The organism is Vreelandella titanicae BH1, assembly GCF_000336575.1.
GTDB classification, from domain to species: Bacteria; Pseudomonadota; Gammaproteobacteria; order Pseudomonadales; family Halomonadaceae; genus Vreelandella; species Vreelandella titanicae.
Genome location: NZ_AOPO01000001.1, coordinates 354,294 through 375,509, shown reverse-complemented (window position 1 = coordinate 375,509; position 21,216 = coordinate 354,294). Strand labels below are relative to the sequence as shown.

Below are 21,216 nucleotides of genomic sequence, written 5' to 3'. Positions count from 1 at the left end.
GGGTGCCGTTTTTGTTCATCCGGTATAAAACCGATCAAGATAATAATGAGTACCCCATGACCGTCCAGACCGTGACCCCCAAGCGCCGCTTCCGCGGCAAGCCCCGCGGCCGTGATCTCGATCCCAGTCTTCTTGAGGGGTTGCGTGAACTGCTGGGTGACGAACGCCAGAACGCCACGCTGCGCCGCCGCGACCTACTCATTGAACATTTACACAACATTCAGGACACCCGGGGCCATCTACTGCTGGCGGATTTGCGTGCCCTGGCTGCTTACATGAACCTGCCCATGGCGGCCGTTTACGAAACGGCCACTTTCTATGCCCACTTTGACGTCATCCACGACGATCAACTGCCGCCGCCAGCAGTCACCATTCGCGTTTGCGATTCCCTCACCTGCCAGTTGGCCGGTGCTGAGGCGCTTAAGGCACAGCTTGAAGCGAACGTGGATATTGAGCAGGTACGGGTGCTGCGGGCGCCCTGCATGGGACGCTGCGACACGGCGCCGGTAGTCGAAGTAGGCCACCACCATGTGCCGTTCGCCACCCAGGCGCGGATCGCGTCGGTGATCGAAAAGGGCCACTTTCACCCCGATCCCGTCGACTGGCAGCGATTGGACAACTATCGCCGCGAGGGCGGTATGGCGTTGCTCCAGGCCTGTCACGACGGCAGCGTTACAGTAGAAGCGCTCATGGAGGCGATGCAGCAGGCCAATCTGCGTGGCTTGGGTGGCGCGGGTTTCCCTACCTTCAAAAAATGGACTTTCGTGCGCCAGGAGGCCGGCCCCCGGTACTGCGCTATCAACGCCGACGAAGGCGAGCCCGGTACCTTCAAGGATCGCTACTACCTGGAGCGCTCGCCCCACCAGTTTCTTGAAGGGGCCTTAGTCAGCGCCTGGGCGGTAGACGCCGAGGCGCTGTATATCTATCTTCGCGATGAGTACCCAGCGTTACATAGCGTGGTGCGCGAGGCGATTGGCGAGCTTGAGGCTGCTGGCCTAGTGGCGCCGGGTTACATCGTGCTGCGCCGCGGCGCGGGCGCCTATATCTGCGGCGAAGAGTCGGCGATGATCGAATCTTTGGAAGGCAAACCGGGCAAACCCCGCCACCGCCCGCCGTTTGTGGCTCAGAAGGGGCTCTTTGATCGGCCGACGCTGGTCAATAACGTCGAGACCGTCTACTGGATTCCCATGATCTGGCAGCGCGGCGCGGAGGCCTTCTCCAGCCAGGGCCGCCATGGCCGCGTGGGGCTGCGCAGCTTCTCGGTTTCAGGCCGGGTCAAGCGTCCTGGTGTGTATTTAGCGCCCGCAGGGATCACGCTCAACGAATTGGTTGACGAGTATTGCGGCGGCATGGCCGACAGCCACCGCTTGGCGGCCTACCTGCCCGGCGGCGCCTCCGGTGGAATTCTGCCCGCTGCCAAGGCCAATATTCCCCTCGACTTCGACACCCTTCAGGAGCACGGCTGTTTTATCGGTTCCGCTGCGGTAATCGTACTCTCCGATCAGGACGATCTGCGCGGGGTCGCGACCAATCTGCTGGCCTTCTTTGCCGATGAGTCCTGTGGCCAGTGCACACCCTGCCGGGTGGGCACGGAAAAAATGCTCACCCTGCTTGAGCGCAACGAGTGGGACGCCGGGCTGATGACGCAGCTCTCCCAGGTGATGATAGATGCCTCTATTTGCGGGCTCGGCCAAGCGGCACCTAATCCGGTGCTGGGGCTGCTCAAGGATTTCCGCGGCGAGCTGGCCGCCCAGAACGTAATCGTCAAGGGGTAGGGGGATGAACATGAGCATGAGCGAACAAAACCCAGGCAAAAGCTTTACCCTGACGCTGGATGGCGTTGAGGTGAGTGCAACTCCCGGTGAAAGCCTCTGGCAGGTGGCCAAGCGTGCCGGCGAAACCATTCCCCATCTCTGTTTTAAGGACACAAGCGGTTACCGCGCCGACGGCAACTGCCGCGCCTGTATGGTGGAAATCGAGGGCGAGCGCACCCTGGCCGCCAGCTGTCTCCGTGAGGCAGCCCCTGGCATGGTGGTCAAAAGCGCCAACTCCGAAAGGGCGCATACCGCCCGCAAGATGGTCATGGAGATGCTGCTGGTCGACCAGCCTGAGCGGGAAGAGAGCCCCGACAGCTCAAGCCATTTCTGGGCCATGGCTGACCAGTTGGCCATTGATGCCACGGCGGTGCGCCGTAAGCTGCCCAGGCGCGAAGAGCGCGAGATGCCCACCGTGCATCATGTGGCTTCCCGGACGGATAGTTTGGCGCAGGACAGCAGCCACTCCGCCATGCGCGTCAATCTTGACGCCTGCATCGAGTGCAACCTGTGTGTGCGTGCCTGTCGCGAAGTACAGGTTAACGACGTGATCGGACTGGCTCACCGGGGGGCGGCGTCCAAGATCGTGTTTGATTTCGACGACCCTATGGGGGATAGCACCTGCGTGGCCTGTGGCGAGTGCGTTCAGGCCTGCCCCACCGGCGCCCTGATGCCCGCTACCCTGGTCGATCAGGCGGGCCACGGCGATTCTGCCGTCGCCGACCGTAAGGTCGACTCGGTATGCCCCTACTGCGGGGTGGGTTGCCAGCTCACCTACCATATCAAGGATGATGAGATCCTTTATGTGGAGGGGCGCGACGGCCCCTCTAACGAGAACCGGCTATGTGTTAAAGGGCGCTTCGGCTATGACTATCCGCGCCATCCATCCCGGCTTGTTACCCCGCTGATTCGTCGCGAGGGTGTCGCAAAGGGAATCGACCCGGACTTCGACCCCGCCAAACCTCTGACGCATTTCCGCGAGGCGAGCTGGGATGAAGCCCTGGAGGCTGCCGCCGGCGGGCTTGTGAACCTTAAAGCGGCCCATGGCCCTGATGCCCTGGCGGGGTTCGGCAGCGCCAAGTGTTCCAACGAAGAGGCGTGGCTGTTCCAGAAGTTGGTGCGTACCGGCTTTGGCTCCAACCATGTGGATCACTGTACCCGCTTGTGCCACGCAAGCTCAGTGGCGGCACTCATGGAGTGTATTGGTTCAGGCTCGGTAACCGCCTCCTTTATGCAGGCCAGCCAGGCCGACGTGGTGATTCTTACCGGCTGTAATCCCGCGGTAAACCATCCGGTGGCGGCCACCTTCTTTAAACAGGCCGCCAAGCGCGGTACCAAGATAGTGATAATCGACCCCCGTGGTCAGTCGCTGGATGCCTACGCCCACCTGAGCGTGCGCTTTTCACCGGGCGCCGACGTGGCCCTCTTTAATGCCATGCTGAATGTGGTCATCAGTGAAGAACTTTATGATACGGCTTATATCGCCGAGCATACCGAGGGCTTCGAGGCCCTGAAAATTCATACCGTCGACATGACCCCCGAAGCGATGAGCGGCCTGTGCGGCGTTGAGCCCGAGACCATTCGCGAGGTGGCTAGGCTCTATGCCAACGCCGAGCGGGCAATGATTTTCTGGGGCATGGGCATTTCCCAGCACACCCACGGTACCGATAACGCCCGGTGCCTGATTTCGCTGGCGTTGGCCTGCGGCCAGACCGGTCGCCCTGGCACCGGCCTGCATCCTTTGCGGGGGCAGAACAACGTTCAGGGGGCTTCTGATGCCGGGCTGATTCCCATGGTCATGCCCGACTACCAGCCGGTCAATGATGATCAGGTTCGTGCGGCGTTCGAAGAACTGTGGAATACCAAACTGGATCCCACGCCGGGTCTCACCGTGGTGGAAATTATGGACGCTATCACCGCGGGCACCATTCGCGGCATGTATATCCAGGGCGAAAACCCGGCGATGTCCGACCCGGATCTGGCCCATGCCCGGGCCGCACTGGCCAAGCTGGAACATCTGGTGGTACAGGATCTGTTTGTCACTGAGACTGCCCAGTTTGCCGATGTCATCCTGCCTGCCTCCGCCTGGCCTGAGAAAAACGGCACCGTCACCAACACCAATCGGCAGGTGCAGATGGGGCGTGCGGCGTTGCCGCTACCGGGCCAGGCCAAGCCGGACTGGTGGATTATCCAGGAAATCGCCAAACGCTTTGGCCTGGACTGGGATTACCAGCATCCGCGGGACGTCTTCGCCGAGATGAAGCAAGGCATGCCCTCACTCGACCATATCTCCTGGGAGCGTCTGGAGCGCGAGCAGTCGGTGACCTATCCCTGCCCAGCAGAGGACGCGCCGGGGCAAGACGTAGTCTTCAGCGATGCCTTCCCCACCGCCAGCGGCCGGGCGAAATTCGCACCCACGCGGCCACTGCCACCGGATGAGCCGGTAGATAACGACTACCCAACGGTGCTGACTACCGGGCGCCAATTAGAGCACTGGCATACGGGTTCCATGACCCGCCGTGCCAAAGTACTCGATGATCTGGAGCCGGAAGCCGTGGCGAGCTTGGCGCCCGCTGAGCTTATCCGGCTGGGGATGGCGCCAGGCGATGACCTGACGATCACCACCCGGCGAGGAGCCATCACCCTCAAAGTGAGGACGGATCCGGGCATGCCAGAGGGTATGGTCTTCGTACCCTTTTGTTACGGGGAAGCAGCAGCGAATCTATTGACTAATCCAGCGCTGGATCCCTATGGCAAGATTCCGGAGTTCAAATATGCGGCCTGCAGCCTCGCATCTGCCGGAAAGTTGCCCGCTGATGGTGGAACTATATAGGTAGTGGATCGGCGGGTTGTATTAAAGGTCTTTGACCAACCTGAGCGCGTCGTAGATGGCCGCGTGGGTGTTCCGGGACTCGACGGCATCGCCGATCCGGAACAGCTGGAAGCGACCATCCAGGTTGCTAGTCACGCTCTGGGGGGTGCCCACGATCAGGTCGTCGTAATTCACCTCGCCACGGTTGCTGGCGTGCGGTTTTAGCTCGAAATAGATATCGGCCAGCGGTGTGATGCCGTAGTTGACCACCACTTGGTCGATACGCCGCTCATGCCCACTATCCTGCTGGCCATGAATGGCATAATCGCTGGTGATTTCGGCGAGCAGTTCACTGCCGTCGCGCTGCACGGACTTCAGCCGGTAAGTCGGCGTGAAGGTGACGTTGGCACGCTGCAGGGAACGCATGTAGGGCACTAGGTTCATGGCCATGATCTCTGCGGAGAAGGTGCGATCCGGCGTCATAATCTCGAGCTCGGCCCCCGCGGCGGCAATGATCTCAGCCGCCTGCAGGGCTGCGTGGTCGCCTGCATCGTCGAACAGCAATACCCGTTTGCCCGGCGGCACGTGCCCGGAGAGTATGTCCCAGGTATTGACGACTAAGTCGCTGCCGACTGCGGGCTGGTCTTCCATGGGGTAGCCGCCGGTGGCCACGATCACCACATCCGGCTTTTCGGCGAACACTTCCTCGGCTTCGGCCCAGACGTTGTAGCGGATCTCGACGCCGAGTGCCTCACAGCGCGCCAGGCGCCAATCGATGATGCCCAGCATCTCGCGACGCCGCTCACTCTGCGCCGTAAGACGTATCTGCCCTCCAGCATCGCTGGCGGCTTCGAACACCACCACCGAATGGCCACGCTCACCGGCAACACGAGCGGCTTCCAACCCTGCTGGCCCTGCGCCGATAATCACGACTCGCCGTTGCTGTGCCGCCTTGGGAATGGTGTGGGGCATGGTGGTTTCGCGCCCGGTGGCGGCGTTATGGATGCAGTAGGCGGCACCGCCTTGATAGATGCGATCAAGGCAGTAGTTTGCGCCAACGCAGGGGCGGATCTCTTCCTCCCGCCCTTCGGCGATCTTGCGCACGATGTGCGGGTCGGCCATGTGGGCACGGGTCATGCCGATCATGTCGACCTTGCCTGAGGCGATGGCATAACGGGCAGTGGCGACATCCTGGATTTTGGCGCCATGGAAGGTGGGGAAGTCGATCTCGCGACGTATTTCGCCGGCAAAATCCAGGTGCGGGGCGCTGGGCATGCCCTGGATGGGAATCACGTCGGTGAGCCCTGCATCGGTGTCGATGTGGCCGCGAACCACGTTGAGGAAGTCGACCAAGCCGCTACTCTTCAAGCGTCGCGATATCTCCATCCCATCGCCGGAGGTCAGCCCGCCCGGCAGCATCTCGTCGCCGGTGTAGCGCACGCCTACGATAAACGCTTCACCCACCCGCTGGCGAATAGCGCGCAGCACGTCGAAGGTGAAACGTAGTCGGTTATCGAGATCGCCGCCATAAGGTTCCTCAAGGGTATTGGTCAGCGGCGACCAGAACTGATCCATCAGGTGACCATAGGCCTGTAGCTCGATGCCATCGAGACCGGCGGCGTGCATACGCTCGGCGGCATCGGCGTAGTCACGGATCAGGCGCTCAATATCCCAATCCTCTACCTGCTTGGGAAAAGCGCGGTGGGACGCCTCACGACGATGCGAAGGCGACACCGCTGGCAGCCAGTCGCCCTTATCCCAACGGGTGCGCCGGCCCAGGTGGGTGAGCTGGATCATCACTGCGGTGCCGTGCTCGTGACAGGCGTCGGTCAGCTCACGCATCCAGGGCACTACTTCATCCTTATAGGCGAGAATGTTGTTGAACACGGGTGGGCTGTCCTTGGCTACCGCCGCGGATCCGGCAGTCATGGTCAGACCAAGGCCTGCCTTGGCGCGCTCGACGTGATAGGCCCGGTAGAGTGCCTTGGGCATCCCATCCTCAGGGTAAGCGGGCTCATGGGCTGTCATCATAAGCCTGTTTTTCAGGGTGAGATGCTTGAGCTGGAAGGGCTGCAGCAGCGGATCGTTAACCATGGGTAGCGCTCTATTTTATTGTGTATTTAATAAATCTAGGCGCTAATGTTCATTGTTGTCAATTAAATGTTCAATGATGTACATTTCGAAGCGAACATGTTTAACCGCTGGCACGGCTGGGAGGTAGGTGGTGTTAGCCGATCAGGCTTGCTGTGGGCTAGTAAGTACCGGTTGGAGAATAATAACCATGGCGGGCATGGAAGCGTTGCAATTCCCTGGACCCAGGCGGCTGGCCGGTGAAGATTTCGACATAGGCGGGGATGCGCTGCATGCGCACCTCGAGCGGTTCCTGGGTCTTCATCGAGATATAGCCGATCTGGGTTAGATATATGGTGCGGCCACGAACGTTGGCCGCCAGCGGATCATAGCCGTAGCGCTGGAACATTCGCGCCAGTGCTTCGATACGGGTGGCATCAGCTGCATCGATTTCACTCACTACTGACGCTGACTGTAGCGCCCAACTGCGCATGGCGAACTCTAGTGGGGAGTCGAACAGTTTAGGATCCAGCCAGCAGTCGAAGACATTGAGCATCGCCTCGACGATATTCTCGGCATAGGCTTCGGTTTGATGTACTAGTCCTTGGGTATTCTTTTCACGCCAGCGTGCGATCAGTGCCTCCAGCAGTGCCTCGCGATCCTTGAAGAACCAGTAGAAACTGGTTCGAGAAAGCTTTAGTCGCTTGGCCAGGGAAAGAATGCGCACGCTATCGACGCCTGATTCCAGTAGTAGCTCAAACGCCGCATCAAGCCAGACGTCTTGAGAACCCTTGGCAGCGGGAATATCGGTGGATGGCATTGAGCAGGTCTCTAAGAATAGTCTAGGAGTAGTGTGGCAAAGTGTACACAGGTGTCTCTTATGTGTACACGTTGTCAGCTACTCTGGCTAAGTCCTAGTGACGGTAAACGTCGCTGCCTTGATCCTTCAAGTTTTAACCTTGGGCTAAGTGTAACGTCGGCGCATCATATCCTAGGTTCTCGAGCATGCGGGCGGCGTACCAGTCGATAAAGTCGATAACGCCGAACTCATAGGTCTCGGAGTAAGGGCCGGGTTGGTAAGCCTTGGAGTTAATGCCACGCTGGTTCTCTTCGGCGAGTTGGCGATCCTGGTCGTTGGTCGCATCCCATACTCGGCGGAGCTGCTCGGGGTCGTAGTCAACGCCTTCCACGGCATCTTTATGAACCAGCCACTTAGTGGTCACCACGGTTTGCTGCGGGCCAAGCGGTAGCACGCGAAATACCACCGCGTGATCGCCCATGAAGTGATTCCATGAATTGGGCAGATGCAGAATGCGCAGTGAGCCCATATCAGGGCTTGTTAATCGGCCCATTAGTTTCTTACAGCCGGGTTTACCGTCCATTGTCATGGAGACAATGCCATCCAGCAGCGGCGTGCGGGTCAGTCGATTGCGTTTGCCAAGGCGCTTCAACTGATAGGGAACTTGTTCCTCATCCCAATCTGCTTGTTTGCATGCCACCAGTTCCTTATAGGCAGGCGTTGCACGCGGATCCTCGGTGTCATCAAACTCTTGCAATGAGTTCAGCAGCTCAGGATGAGCGCCGTTGCAGTGATAGCACTCGCGGTTGTTTTCGATGACGAGCTTCCAGTTGGCTTGCTCGACGATACTGGACTCGACGGCAACCTTGACGTTGTCCATTTGGTACGGCTCAAGGTAATGCTCAAGCGTTTGCAGAAAATCATCAATCGCAGGCGGTTCATCGCTCAGGTTGATAAAGATGAAGCCTCCGGCTGTATGCACGTTGACCGGTTTGAGGCCAAATTGATCGAGATTGAAGTTAGTGCCCATATCGCTACCGGCAAACAACAAGCGGCCATCAAGTTCATAGGTCCACTGGTGATACGGACAGACGAGCTTTGCAACTTTACCCTTATCCTGTACACAAAGGCGCGAACCGCGGTGGCGGCAAACATTGTGAAACGCATGAATAGCGCCTTCACTGCCGCGCACGATGACGATGGGATTATTACCAATATCCAATGTCATGAAGTTGCCCTTGGTAGGGATCTCGCATGTCATGCCGGCAAACAGCCATTCCTTTTCGAAGACCTCCTGCATATCAAGCGCGAACAGGCGGGCATCGTTGTAAAACGGCTGTGGAAGCGAAAAGGTACGTCCTCTTTCTTGCAGCATCTGAACCGTTGAGTCACGAGCTGCAGCGAGTGGATCATCCATCCGATTAGAAACATTTTTTTCCATTACCAGTATCCTCGTAAACCTCCGCTCCCCCCTCAAGGGCTGCGAATCGGCCGATAGTCAATATTGCGTATCTTGTTGTTCTGTTGCGTAACCTGGCGTTTGATTCAAATGTGGCCTGACGTCAGGCTCCGATTGTGTTGCAGGCGCTGGCCTGCCAATTGTCTGCCCGCGACATTAGATGGCGTAGTGGCGACGAAAAAAGAGGTTTCTAAGCGATAAAGAGTGGCACGAGGTAAGTGCGAGTCGCTGTCAGGTAAGTCGGTCGGCAGGCGCGTCCCCAAAATGCAGCTCAAAGGTGCTGACCGTATCGCAAATACGGTTCGGCGATGCATGGTGATGAAGGCTGGTCAGGCAGAGGCGACAATGACAACTAATTTTTTCAATCCGGTCACGACCCAAACCTGGACCAACGGCCGCCACCAGGTGCGTTGCGTCAAGGTGATTCAAGAAACCCAGGATGTGCGCACGTTCTGCTTCATGGCCGAGCAGCCCGTGCTGTTCTTCTTCAAGCCCGGTCAGTTCGTGACGCTGGAGCTGGAGATTGATAATCAGCCGATCATGCGCTCCTATACCATTTCCAGCTCTCCCTCCATCCCTTACAGCTTTTCAATCACCGTTAAACAAGTGCCAGGGGGCAAGGTATCCAACTGGCTGCATGCGAACCTAAAAGTGGGCGACGAGCTGGTCGTGCATGGCCCGGTAGGCAACTTCAATTCCATTGATTTTCCTGCCGAAAAAGTGTTGTTTCTCTCTGGCGGGGTGGGCATTACCCCATTGATGTCCATGACGCGCTGGCTGTTTGATACCAACGCCGCTGTTGACGTTGAATTTATACACAGCGCCCGTGCCCCTCGCGATGTGATTTATCATCGTGAACTGGTGCATATGTTTTCGCGTATTCCCGAGTTCAAGCTGCATATTATTTGCGAGAACAAAGAGGATATCGGCGAGGCCTGGGCCGGCTACCGTGGCTACCTTACCCAGCCGCTGTTCGAACTCATTGTGCCGGACTTTATGGAGCGGGAGATATTCTGCTGCGGCCCGACCCCTTACATGAACGCCATCAAAAATATTCTTCGTGCCAACAACTTCAACATGGATCACTACCATGAGGAGTCGTTTGGCGCTACGCCGGTTGAGGTACGTGAAGATGTCCTTGAGCTGGCCGAACAGGCAGAGGTTGATGCTGAAAATGTCGACACCAGCGACTTGTTTAGTATCGAGTTTGCCTCTTCAGGGAAAAGTGTGCGTATTCAGCCGGGGGAGACGGTTCATGCGGCGGCGGCCAAGCTGGGTCTGCATATCCCCAAAGCTTGTGGCATGGGGATTTGCGGTACTTGCCGAGTGGAGCTCAAGTCGGGAGAAGTGGAAATGGAGCATAACGGCGGTATTACCGATGAGGATGTCGAAGAAGGCTATATCCTGTCGTGCTGCAGTCGGCCGAAGGGGGATTTAATCGTCGATTTTTAGCCCCGGCAAGCACCTTGCTGCCTAGTTTTAAGCGCCCTAAACGGTTACTTCCCGTCTAGGGCGCTTTGCTTTTTGGGCGGCGTCAGCCGTGTTATTGGCTAAATCTTGCCGATGTCGCAAATACATCGCGTGGTGACGTCGGCAAGCATCTTGGGCCCGGACTCCAACGATAGTATCGCGGTAAGAACGCGTTGATAGGGACTTTGGTTGAAAGCGACCTGGGTTTATCAGCATTAAAGAGTATGTCCAGCACTTAATAAAAAAGTGACTAATGAGGAGGCGGTAATGCTTCAGAATAATTTTTCCCCCAATGCCCGTTTGGCCAATTACGACAGTCTGCTTGCTGAAGCAATCGCTGAAGAAACGGTTCGCCAAGAAGCGCATATTGAGTTGATCGCCTCCGAAAATTATACCAGCAAACTTGTTATGGAAGCGCAAGGTACACAGCTGACCAACAAGTATGCAGAAGGCTATCCAGGTCGCCGTTACTACGGTGGTTGTGAGTTCGTTGACAAGGTTGAAGCCTTGGCCATTGAGCGAGCCTGCCACCTTTTTAGTGCCAATTATGCCAATGTGCAGCCGCACTCCGGGGCCCAGGCCAATGCCGCTGTGTTTATGGCCCTGGTATCGCCGGGCGATACGGTATTAGGGATGAGCCTGGCACACGGCGGTCACTTAACCCATGGTGCCGCCCCCAATTTCTCGGGTAAGCACTACAACGCCGTGCAGTATGGCCTCAAGCCGGAAACCGGCGAGATCGATTACGAAGAAGTCGAGCGCTTAGCTCGCGAGCACCAGCCGAAGATGATCATCGCGGGTTTCTCCGCTTACTCTCGCGTGGTGGATTGGCGGCGTTTTCGCGCCATCGCCGATGAGGTAGGCGCTTGGTTGATGGTCGATATGGCCCACGTCGCTGGCCTGGTAGCCGCTGGCCTCTATCCGAGCCCGCTCCCTTACGCTCATGTGGTAACTACCACCACTCATAAAACGCTGCGCGGCCCCCGCGGCGGCTTGATTCTCTCCGCCGATGGCGACGAAGCGCTGTATAAAAAGCTTAATGGCGCGGTTTTTCCAGGCCAGCAGGGCGGCCCGCTGATGCATGTGATCGCCGCTAAGGCGGTGGCGTTTAAGGAAGCCATGAACCAGGAGTTTGTGCGCTACCAGCAGCAGGTGATCGATAACGCCCAGGCCATGGCCAAAGTGTTTATGGAGCGCGGCTACGATGTGGTGTCCGGCGGTACCGACGACCATCTCTTTTTGGTTTCGCTTATCCGCCAGGGCATTACCGGTAAAGATGCGGATGCAGCCCTTGGCCGCGCGCATATTACGGTGAATAAAAACACGGTGCCCAACGACCCACAAAGCCCCTTTGTGACGTCTGGCCTGCGTATTGGCACCCCAGCGGTCACCACGCGCGGCTTCGATGCTGAGGAGTGTAGCGAGCTGGCTGGCTGGATCTGCGACATCTTGGACGAATTGGCTGCAGGCAAAGACACGGCTTCCATTGAAGCCGAGGTGCAGGCCAAAGTGACCGACGTGTGTGCCCAGCACCCTGTCTACGCTGAGTCCGCCGCTGAAGCCGTCGAATCCATTGCTTGAATCGGCTTGCCGGCAGGGCCCGGCGCGGCTGAACTGAGGAGACCACTATGCAACGCTATTCCGGCTTCGGCCTGGTCAAGCACGCGCTGAGCCACCACGAGAACTGGGAGCGCCAGTGGCGCAACCCCACACCCAAGAAGCAGTACGATGTAATCATCGTTGGTGGTGGCGGTCACGGCTTGGCCACGGCCTACTATTTGGCGAAAGAGTTCGGCGTCAAGAACGTGGCGGTGATTGAGAAAGGCTGGCTGGGCGGTGGTAATACCGCCCGTAATACCACCATTGTGCGTTCCAACTACTTATGGGACGAATCCGCTGCGCTTTACGAACACGCAATGAAACTGTGGGAAGGGCTTTCCCAAGACCTTAACTACAACGTCATGTTCTCCCAGCGGGGGGTGCTCAACCTGGGGCATACCCTGCAGGACATGCGCGATATCCAGCGTCGGGTGAATGCCAATCGGCTGAATGGCATTGACGGTGAAGTTTTAGACGCCAAAGGAGTGCAGGAGCTGGTGCCGATTATGGACTGCTCCAAAAACGCGCGTTACCCGGTAATGGGTGCCTCCTGGCAGCCGCGCGCGGGGGTGGCCCGCCACGATGCCGTGGCCTGGGGCTATGCCCGCGGTGCCGATGCCCACGGCGTGGATATTCTGCAGCAGACCGAAGTCACCGGCTTCAAGATTCGTGATGGCCAGATCTACGGTGTACACACCAACCGTGGCGATATTGAAGCCAAAACCGTCGGTTGTGTGACTGCCGGTAACTCCTCCGTGCTGGCCAAGATGGGCGGCTTTAACTTGCCGTTGGAGTCCCATCCGCTGCAAGCCTTAGTCTCTGAACCGATCAAACCTATTCTCGATACGGTGGTGATGTCGAACCAGGTGCATGGCTACATCAGCCAGTCCGACAAGGGCGACCTGGTGATCGGCGCGGGCATCGACGGCTATAACGGCTATGGTCAACGCGGCAGTTATCCCACCGTGGAGCACACGCTCCAGGCGATCGTTGAAATGTTCCCGATCTTCTCTCGGGTACGCATGAACCGTCAGTGGGGCGGTATCGTCGATACCTGCCCGGATGCCTGTCCGATTATCTCCAAAACGCCGGTGAAGGGTCTGTACTTCAACTGCGGCTGGGGTACCGGCGGCTTCAAAGCCACACCAGGGTCGGGGCATGTATTCGCTGCCAGCCTGGCCAAGGGGGAAATGCACCCCATCGCTGAGCCGTTCTCCATGTTCCGCTTCCATAGCGGTGCGCTGATCGACGAACACGGCGCTGCCGGCGTGGCCCACTAGGGTTCATACGAGAGGAGTATTCGCATGTTCTATATCTACTGCCCCTACTGCGGCGAACACCGTGAGGAAGAGGAATTCCACCCCAAGGGCCAGGCGCATATCGAGCGCCCCAAGGAGCCCGAGGCGTGTAGTGACGAAGAGTGGGGGGATTACCTGTTCTTCCGTGACAACCCCCGTGGCGTTCACCATGAAATGTGGGTGCATGCGGTGGGTTGCCGCAAGTTTTTCAACGTGACGCGTCACACCGTGAGCTACGAGATTCTCGAAACTTACAAAATGGGCGAGCAGCCGTCGATTACTGCCGACAGCCAAAGCCAGGCTCGCGAGGGCGCTGCGGTAAGCCAACAAGAAGGAGTGCGGGCATGAGCCAGTCCAAGCAACAAGTGTACCGCCTTAACACGGGCGGCCGTATCGATCGCTCCCGCACGTTGAGCTTTACCTTTAACGGCCAGCGTTACCAAGGGCACCCCGGGGATACCCTGGCTTCGGCGCTGCTAGCTAACGGTGTGGATATCGTTAACCGCAGCTTCAAATACTCTCGGCCCCGCGGCATTGTCGCTGCGGGCGCCGAGGAGCCCAATGCCATCGTGCAGCTAGGCAGCAGTGAAGCGGCCCAGGTGCCCAATGTACGCGCCACCCAGCAGGCGCTATATGAAGGCTTGGCCGCCAGCAGCACCAATGGCTGGCCGAACGTACAGCGCGACCTGATGGGCCTGTTCGGCAAGCTGGGCGGGCAGTTTATGCCACCGGGGTTCTACTACAAGACCTTCATGGCGCCGGCCTCGATGTGGCTGACCTACGAGAAGTACATCCGCAAGGCGGCGGGGCTGGGTCGCAGCCCCATGGAAGCCGATCCGGATAACTATGATCACTTCAATCAGCACTGCGATGTGCTGGTCGTCGGCGCAGGCGCCGCGGGTCTGGCGGCAGCGCTGGCCGCCGCGCGCAGCGGCGCTCGGGTGATGGTGGCCGATGAGCAGGAAGAGATGGGCGGCTCGCTGCTGGCCAGCCGCGAAACCCTAGAAGGCAAGCCGGCGGATCAGTGGGTGGCCCGGGTGCTGGACGAGTTGGCGAGCTGCGAGAACGTCACGCTGCTGCCGCGTACTACGGCCAACGGCTATCACGATCACAATTTCGTTACCCTGCATGAGCGGCGCACCGAACACCTGGGCGATACGGCACCGGTGGAAAATGGTCACCGTCAGGTACGCGCACGCCTGCACCGGGTACGCGCCGGTCAGGTGATTCTGTCCACGGGCGCCCACGAGCGTCCGCTGGTCTACGCGGGCAATGACGTGCCGGGCAACCTGCTGGCTGGTGCTGTATCGACCTACATCCGTCGCTATGGCGTGGCACCAGGTCGCAAGCTGGTGCTCTCCACCAGCAACGACTACGGCTACCGCGCTGCCCTGGACTGGAAAGAGGCTGGCTGCGAGGTCGTCGCTATCGTGGACGCCCGCGAGGCGCCGGCGGGCGATTGGGTCGATGCCGCTCGCGCCCAGGGCATCAAGATTATTACGGGCAGCGCCGTTATCGAGGCGAAGGGCAGCAATAGGGTTACTGCAGCGCGGGTCGCCAAGATTGATATTGGTGCTTTCAAAGTCAGCGGCCCGGTTCAGGAGTTGGCCTGCGACACCATCGCCAGCTCCGGCGGCTACAGCCCGGTGATTCACTTGGCGTCCCACACCGGCGCGCGGCCTACCTGGCGCGACGATATTCTCGGCTTCGTGCCGAGGCTGGTGAAGGGCGTTCAGGCGTGTGGCGGTGCCAACGGCTGCTATGCCCTGGGTGACGTGCTGGCGGAAGGTGTCGAGGCGGGCATCAAGGCAGCGGCCGCCATGGGTCATGCCGTTCAGACGGTCACTCTGCCGAGCGCCGAACGTCTGCAGCAAGGGTCTGCGGTGGCGCTCTTCCAGGTGCCTCACGAGAAGCCCACGCTGCGTGGTCCCAAGCAGTTCGTCGACCTGCAGAACGACGTCACTGCGGCGGGCATCGAGCTGGCGACCCGGGAAGGCTTCGAGTCCATCGAGCACATCAAGCGCTACACCGCGATGGGCTTCGGTACGGATCAGGGCAAGCTGGGCAACATCAACGGCATGGCGATTGCCGCCCGTTGCTTGAATCGCTCCATTCCCGAGGTGGGCACCACGGTGTTTCGCCCCAACTATACCCCGGTGACCTTCGGCGCCATCGTCGGTCGCCACTGCCGTGATTTGTTCGATCCCGAACGCTACACCGCGCTTCACCAGTGGCACGTGGAGCGTGGCGCCGAGTTCGAGGACGTTGGCCAGTGGAAGCGCCCCTGGTACTACCCACAGAAGGTGAATGGCAAAACCGAGACGATGCACGAGGCAGTGGCTCGCGAGTGTCTGGCAGTGCGCGAGAAGGTTGGTATTCTTGATGCCTCGACGCTTGGCAAGATCGATATTCAAGGGCCAGATGCGCGTGAGTTTCTGGCGCGGATTTATACCAACAAGTGGGAGAAGCTGGCAGTCGGCAAGTGCCGCTACGGCCTGATGTGCAAAGACGATGGCATGGTCACCGATGACGGCGTGACCAGCTGTCTGGCTGAAAATCACTTTTTGATGACCACCACCACCGGTGGCGCGGCGGCCATCCTCGAGTGGCTGGAGTTGTGGCATCAGACCGAATGGCCGGAACTGGATGTCTACTTCTCTTCAGTGACTGACCACTGGGCCACCATGACGATCACCGGCCCGGAAGCGCGCAAGCTGCTCGCTGAGATCAGTGATCTCGATCTTGACCGCGATAGCTTTAAGTTTATGGATTGGCGATCCGGGAAAGTGGCGGGGGTGCCTGCACGGGTCTTTCGCATCTCCTTTACCGGCGAGCTGACCTTCGAGATCAACGTTCAGGCAAACTACGCCATGCATGTGTGGCAGACCCTGTTCAAGCATGGCGAGAAGTACGGCTTGACGCCATATGGCACCGAAACCATGCACGTTCTGCGCGCTGAAAAGGGCTTCATCATCGTGGGTCAGGAAACCGACGGCTCGGTTACGCCGGAAGACCTGGGCATGCAGTGGTGCGTTGGCTACGACAAGCCCTACTCATGGATTGGTAAGCGGGCCCTTACGCGCAGTGATACCAAACGTGAGAACCGCAAGCAGCTGGTGGGGCTCCGGCCCAAGGATCCGAAGGTGATCCTCGAAGAGGGCGCTCAGATCGTGCTTGATCCCAAGCATGCGATTCCTATGCCGATGGTGGGCCATGTTACCTCCAGCTACTACAGCCCGATTCTGGATTCAGGGTTTGCGCTAGCGGTGGTTAAGGGTGGCCATCAGAAGTTGGGTGAAACGGTTTACCTGCCCATGGCGGATGGGCAAACCCATGAGGCTGAAATCGTCAGCACCATTTTCTACGACCCCAAGGGAGAGCGCCAGCATGTCTAACGCGGCCACTTTCGACACCCGTACTGATACCGCTATCCCGGTAGAATCCCCGTTAGCCTATAGCTATCGTCGCAGCGGTGCGCCCCAGGCCGGCGGCCCAAGCCGGCTTCAGCTACGCGAGCGGGCAATGCTTGGGCATTTGATCCTACGGGGTGGTGCCATCGTGCTCGACGAGGCGGTGCGCGACGTGCTGGGAATCAGCTTGCCTGGGCAACCCCAGGCGTTGGTACAAGATGCCAGCGGTGAACGTTCTATCCAGTGGCTCTCCCCGGACGAGTGGCTGGTCATCGTGCCAGGTGGCGAAGAGTTTCCACTGGAGACCAAGCTGCGCGAGCAATTGGGCAGTGCCCACTTCGCGATTAGCGACGTCAGCGGCGGCCAGACGCTATTAGAGCTTTCCGGCGAAGCAGCCCGAGAGCTATTGATGAAAACGGTGATCTACGATGTTCATCCCAGCAATTTCCCGGTGGGGAAAGGTGTCACTACCGTCTTCGCTAAGGCGACCACTATTCTTCGTCGTCCCAGTGACGAGCGCTGGGAGTTAGTGGTGCGGCGCAGCTTTGCCGACTACTGCTACCGCTGGTTGCTGGATGCCGGGGCAGAATTCGGCATTAACGTACAACAATAAGCGGGCAGGCCGGAGCGCTGTTCCGGCCGCTATGATCTTCCGCAACGGTCTGCCGCTAACTGAGAAGCATGCACTATGAGCCGAATGAGCGATACCTGGATACTTGCCGCCCAATGCCCTAGTCGCTTGGGAACGGTGGACGTCGTCACCCGCTTTCTAAAAGAGCAGCAGTGCTATATCACTGAACTCAACTCTTTCGATGATCGGCTCGGCGGGCGCTTTTTCATTCGCGCCGAGTTTCGCCCAGAGCAAGATGAGTTTCATGAAGAGCGCTTTCACACCGATTTTTCAGCGCGGGCAAGCGAATTCGATATGCAGTTCGAATTGACGGCCCCTGGCAAACGCACCGGCACTGTGATTATGGTCTCCAAGGCCGATCACTGCTTGAATGATCTGCTCTACCGTTATCGGACAGGGCAGCTTCCTCTGGATATCAAAGCGGTGATTTCCAATCATCCTGATCTGGAGCAATTGGCAGCATGGCACGATTTGCCCTACCACTACCTGCCGATCACGCCCGAGACGAAATTGCAGCAGGAAGCCCAGGTACGCGAAATCATCGCGGATACCGACGCTGAATTGGTGGTGCTAGCAAGGTATATGCAGGTGCTTTCCCCCTCTATGTGTGAACTATTAGCCGGACGGGCGATCAATATTCACCACTCGCTGCTGCCCGGTTTTAAAGGCGCCAAGCCTTATCATCAGGCATATGAGAAAGGGGTTAAGCTGGTCGGCGCAACGGCGCACTACATTAATAATGACCTTGATGAAGGGCCGATTATTGCCCAAGGTGTCGAGCCTGTGGATCACACCCATTACCCGGAGGATCTGGTTGCCAAGGGGCGTGATATCGAGTGCCTCACCCTGGCTAGAGCGATTAGCTATCACTTAGAACGCCGCGTGTTCTTTTATTCAGGGCGCACAGTCGTTTTTGGCAACTAGTTTTTTGGTAACCAATGCTTTTTGCCTAATGCTGTTGTTAATAAACGCAAACAGTTTGAGCGCGCTTTTATAACTGGGTTGCTGTCGTTGCTAAGCTTTTGCCAGAGCGATACGTAACCATTTGTTTTTTTTGATAAATCGTGCCTAAAAGTATCATTTTATAAATATAAAAATATCATCAATAAAAGATAGATTAGTTTTATTTATCATCACATCAATAACTTATTGAAATTGTCAGGCACCGCCTGACTTTCCCCTGTTTATACGTCAAGAGGTGCTCCAATGCCTATCAGTGTTTTCGACCTTTTTAAGATTGGAGTAGGCCCCTCCAGTTCCCATACCGTCGGGCCCATGCAGGCGGCTTTTAAGTATGTCACAACCCTGCGCGAAAACAGCCTGCTTGATGAGGTAGGGCATCTTGAAGTCCATCTTTATGGCTCGTTGTCCGCCACGGGTATCGGACATGCCACCGATAACGCAATTATTATGGGATTGATGGGTGAGCGCCCTAGCACAATAGATCCCTCGATTATTGAGCCAGCCATTCAGGCGCTTAAAGAGAGCCACTCATTACAGCTTGGCCGCGAAAAAGAAGTGACGTTTGTTTGGGAGAGTGACCTCTATTTTCATGAAGAGAGCTTGCCTCACCACCCTAATGCCATGAAGCTGGCGGCTTTTACGCATCAGGGCGACTTGGTGTATGAAAATACCTATTACTCGGTGGGCGGCGGCTTCGTGGTTGAACAGGCCCAGGTGGATATGCCACTGGACGATTTGGGTGGCGTTACCATTCCTTACAACTTCGATACGGCAGACGAGCTCTTGGCGCTATGTAAAAAAGAGCAGCTAAGTGTCAGCCGGCTGATGCTGGAAAATGAGAAAGTCTGGCGGACGGAGGAGGAGGTCAGAAACGAACTGTGGCGTATCTGGAAAGTGATGTGTGAATGCATCGACAATGGATTAACCCACGAAGGGGTACTGCCGGGGGGGTTAAACGTTAAGCGCAGGGCTAAGCTGCTTCACCAGCATCTTCAAGCGGCAGAGCAGAACGATTGCCTGATCGCCTCAACGTTCTCAGCGATGGAGTGGGTGAACATTTTTGCCCTCGCCGTTAACGAAGAGAATGCCGCAGGGGGGCGCATGGTCACGGCGCCCACCAACGGCGCCGCAGGCATCATCCCCGCCGTCTTACACTACTATATGAAGTTTCAGCCCAATGCCTGTGAGAAAAACGTGGTGGATTTTTTGCTGGCGGCAGGCGCCATTGGCATTCTGTGTAAGAAAAATGCTTCGATCTCCGGCGCCGAAGTAGGCTGCCAAGGAGAAGTCGGGTCGGCATGTGCCATGGCGGCAGCTGGCTTGGCTGATGTGATGGGGGGCACGCCCGAACAAGTCGAGCATGCGGCCGAAATCGGCTTGGAGCACAATTTAGGATTAACCTGTGACCCTGTGGGTGGGTTAGTTCAGATTCCCTGTATCGAGCGCAACGCCATCGCAACGGTAAAGGCGATCAATGCCGCTCAAATGGCATTACGCGGCGATGGCACTCACTTTATATCGCTAGATAAAGTGATTCGTACCATGCGCGATACGGGGCGAGACATGTTGGATAAGTATAAAGAAACATCCAAAGGTGGGTTAGCGGTTAATGCTATTGAGTGTTAACAAGCCGCTGTTGAAGTAGATGTAAATGCTGGATCCTTGCTGAGAAAGGATTCAGCATTTTCTTTTTGAGCTATGGGTGCAAAAGAGGTGGTTAGCTGGTCAATCCCGTCATTCCCATCACAAACTTAAGTCCCAATGAAATCAGCAATAGAACACCCACACTCGCAAGCCAGATGGTGACTAACCAGCCCAGGCGCTTGGTGAGAGGCTTCATTGTCTTACTCCTCAATACACAGGGGATAGGGGGTTAATGATAAGCGTCGCCAGATTTTACCTTGCCGCGAAAGACGTAGTAACTCCAGGCGGTGTACATCAAGATAATCGGCAGAATAAACAGCGTGCCTACTAAGGCAAAGCCTTGGCTTTGGGCGGGGGCGGCGACCTGCCAGATAGACGCATCGGGCGGTATAATCGTTGGCCACAGGCTAATGCCCAGACCGCTGTAGCCTAAAAATACCAGCGCCAAGACCAACACAAAGGGCAGGGCGGTGTCTTGAAAGGTGATAGCACGCCATAGCCACCAACCTACCAGCATGACTAACAGCGGTACCGGTAAAAACCACAGCAGGTTGGGTAGCGAAAACCAGCGGGCGGCAATATTCGGGTAAGCCAGCGGTGTCCATACACTGACCAGGGCGATCATCACCAGCAGCCCGAGCATCAACGGTTTGGTGATCCGGTACATCCGCTGTTGCAGGGCGCCTTCGGTTTTCATAATCAGCCAGGTGCTGCCCAGTAGCGCATAGGCAAACAGCAGGCCGATGCCGCAAAACAGCGAAAAAGGCGTGAGCCAGTCCAACGCGCCACCGCTGAAGTGAACGCCATCGAAGGCGATACCCTGAATATAGCCGCCCAAGGCAACCCCTTGTGCAACGGTCGCTAGCAGCGAGCCGCCAATAAAGGCTTTGTCCCACACATGGCGCCGCTCGGGGGATGCTTTGAAGCGAAACTCAAAGGCGACGCCACGAAAGATCAGCCCCAACAGCATCACGATCAGCGGAATTGCCAGCGCTTCCAGCACCACCGCATAGGCGAGGGGGAAGGCGGCGAATAGCCCCGCACCGCCAAGCACCAGCCAGGTTTCGTTGCCGTCCCACACCGGGGCAACCGTATTCATCATAATGTCGCGCTCCGGCTCGTCATGCACGCGCAGAAAAAGCAGGCCAATACCTAAGTCAAAACCATCCATGACTACATACATCATCAAACCAAACAGGATGATAATGGCCCAGGTGAGCGATAGATCGATTCCCATAATGCACCCC

The 21,216-nt window shown here is 57.7% G+C and carries 15 protein-coding genes; 10 read left to right on the top strand and 5 right to left on the bottom strand.

Annotated features, from left to right (window positions below):
* Nucleotides 1-56 precede the first annotated feature (56 nt).
* Both HALTITAN_RS01550 and fdhF read left to right on the top strand, forming a co-directional pair.
* Entirely contained in the window at nt 57-1,775 is a 1,719-nt protein-coding gene (locus HALTITAN_RS01550) for an NAD(P)H-dependent oxidoreductase subunit E (protein WP_039857461.1), read from the top strand.
* 16 nt (nt 1,776-1,791) lie between these two features.
* Nucleotides 1,792-4,647, top strand: a complete 2,856-nt coding sequence (gene fdhF / locus HALTITAN_RS01545) for a formate dehydrogenase subunit alpha (RefSeq protein WP_039857953.1) — start codon at nt 1,792-1,794, stop codon at nt 4,645-4,647.
* Between the two features lie 21 nt (nt 4,648-4,668).
* Here fdhF and HALTITAN_RS01540 read toward each other — a convergent pair whose 3' ends face one another.
* The 3 genes from HALTITAN_RS01540 to HALTITAN_RS01530 form a co-directional block, all read right to left on the bottom strand.
* Nucleotides 4,669-6,720, bottom strand: a complete 2,052-nt coding sequence (locus tag HALTITAN_RS01540) for an NADH:flavin oxidoreductase (protein ID WP_009286046.1) — start codon at nt 6,718-6,720, stop codon at nt 4,669-4,671.
* A gap of 157 nt (nt 6,721-6,877) precedes the next feature.
* The gene (locus tag HALTITAN_RS01535; protein ID WP_027958318.1) at nt 6,878-7,516 is read right to left on the bottom strand and encodes a TetR/AcrR family transcriptional regulator; all 639 of its coding nucleotides are present in this window, start codon (nt 7,514-7,516) and stop codon (nt 6,878-6,880) included.
* A gap of 133 nt (nt 7,517-7,649) precedes the next feature.
* Nucleotides 7,650-8,936: an aromatic ring-hydroxylating oxygenase subunit alpha gene (locus tag HALTITAN_RS01530; protein ID WP_039857458.1), complete on the bottom strand. Its 1,287-nt coding sequence runs from the start codon at nt 8,934-8,936 to the stop codon at nt 7,650-7,652.
* 363 nt (nt 8,937-9,299) lie between these two features.
* Here HALTITAN_RS01530 and HALTITAN_RS01525 point away from each other — a divergent pair, with 363 nt between their 5' ends.
* The 8 genes from HALTITAN_RS01525 (at nt 9,300) to HALTITAN_RS01490 (ending at nt 19,951) form a co-directional block, all read left to right on the top strand.
* Nucleotides 9,300-10,406 carry an FAD-binding oxidoreductase gene (locus HALTITAN_RS01525; RefSeq protein ID WP_027958316.1) on the top strand — a complete coding sequence of 369 codons (1,107 nt, stop codon included), beginning with the start codon at nt 9,300-9,302 and terminating at the stop codon, nt 10,404-10,406.
* A 285-nt stretch (nt 10,407-10,691) separates the two neighbouring features.
* Nucleotides 10,692-12,005 carry a serine hydroxymethyltransferase gene (glyA, locus tag HALTITAN_RS01520; RefSeq protein WP_039857456.1) on the top strand — a complete coding sequence of 438 codons (1,314 nt, stop codon included), beginning with the start codon at nt 10,692-10,694 and terminating at the stop codon, nt 12,003-12,005.
* A 47-nt stretch (nt 12,006-12,052) separates the two neighbouring features.
* On the top strand, nt 12,053-13,303 hold the full coding sequence (locus HALTITAN_RS01515; RefSeq protein WP_009286043.1) for a sarcosine oxidase subunit beta family protein: 1,251 nt from the start codon (nt 12,053-12,055) through the stop codon (nt 13,301-13,303).
* Between the two features lie 24 nt (nt 13,304-13,327).
* On the top strand, nt 13,328-13,669 hold the full coding sequence (locus tag HALTITAN_RS01510) for a sarcosine oxidase subunit delta (RefSeq protein WP_022521483.1): 342 nt from the start codon (nt 13,328-13,330) through the stop codon (nt 13,667-13,669).
* Nucleotides 13,666-16,716, top strand: a complete 3,051-nt coding sequence (locus HALTITAN_RS01505; RefSeq protein ID WP_039857455.1) for a sarcosine oxidase subunit alpha family protein — start codon at nt 13,666-13,668, stop codon at nt 16,714-16,716. The genes HALTITAN_RS01510 and HALTITAN_RS01505 overlap by 4 nt, the downstream gene beginning before the upstream one ends.
* Nucleotides 16,709-17,344, top strand: coding sequence for a sarcosine oxidase subunit gamma (locus tag HALTITAN_RS01500; protein ID WP_039857453.1), 636 nt, complete (start codon nt 16,709-16,711; stop codon nt 17,342-17,344). The genes HALTITAN_RS01505 and HALTITAN_RS01500 overlap by 8 nt, the downstream gene beginning before the upstream one ends.
* A 75-nt stretch (nt 17,345-17,419) precedes the next feature.
* Complete coding sequence (gene purU, locus HALTITAN_RS01495; RefSeq protein ID WP_009286042.1) at nt 17,420-18,286, top strand: formyltetrahydrofolate deformylase; 867 nt, start codon at nt 17,420-17,422, stop codon at nt 18,284-18,286.
* Nucleotides 18,287-18,568: 282 nt separating this feature from the next.
* Nucleotides 18,569-19,951 carry an L-serine ammonia-lyase gene (locus HALTITAN_RS01490; RefSeq protein WP_009286041.1) on the top strand — a complete coding sequence of 461 codons (1,383 nt, stop codon included), beginning with the start codon at nt 18,569-18,571 and terminating at the stop codon, nt 19,949-19,951.
* A 91-nt stretch (nt 19,952-20,042) separates the two neighbouring features.
* Here the strand turns inward: HALTITAN_RS01490 and HALTITAN_RS24635 are convergent, their stop codons facing one another.
* Together HALTITAN_RS24635 and cydB are read right to left on the bottom strand one after the other, a co-directional pair.
* Nucleotides 20,043-20,165 (bottom strand): DUF2474 family protein, encoded by a 123-nt coding sequence (locus tag HALTITAN_RS24635; RefSeq protein ID WP_083868654.1) that lies wholly within the window; start codon nt 20,163-20,165, stop codon nt 20,043-20,045.
* 33 nt (nt 20,166-20,198) lie between these two features.
* Nucleotides 20,199-21,206: a cytochrome d ubiquinol oxidase subunit II gene (gene cydB, locus HALTITAN_RS01485; RefSeq protein WP_039857451.1), complete on the bottom strand. Its 1,008-nt coding sequence runs from the start codon at nt 21,204-21,206 to the stop codon at nt 20,199-20,201.
* Between the last annotated feature and the right edge of the window lie 10 nt (nt 21,207-21,216).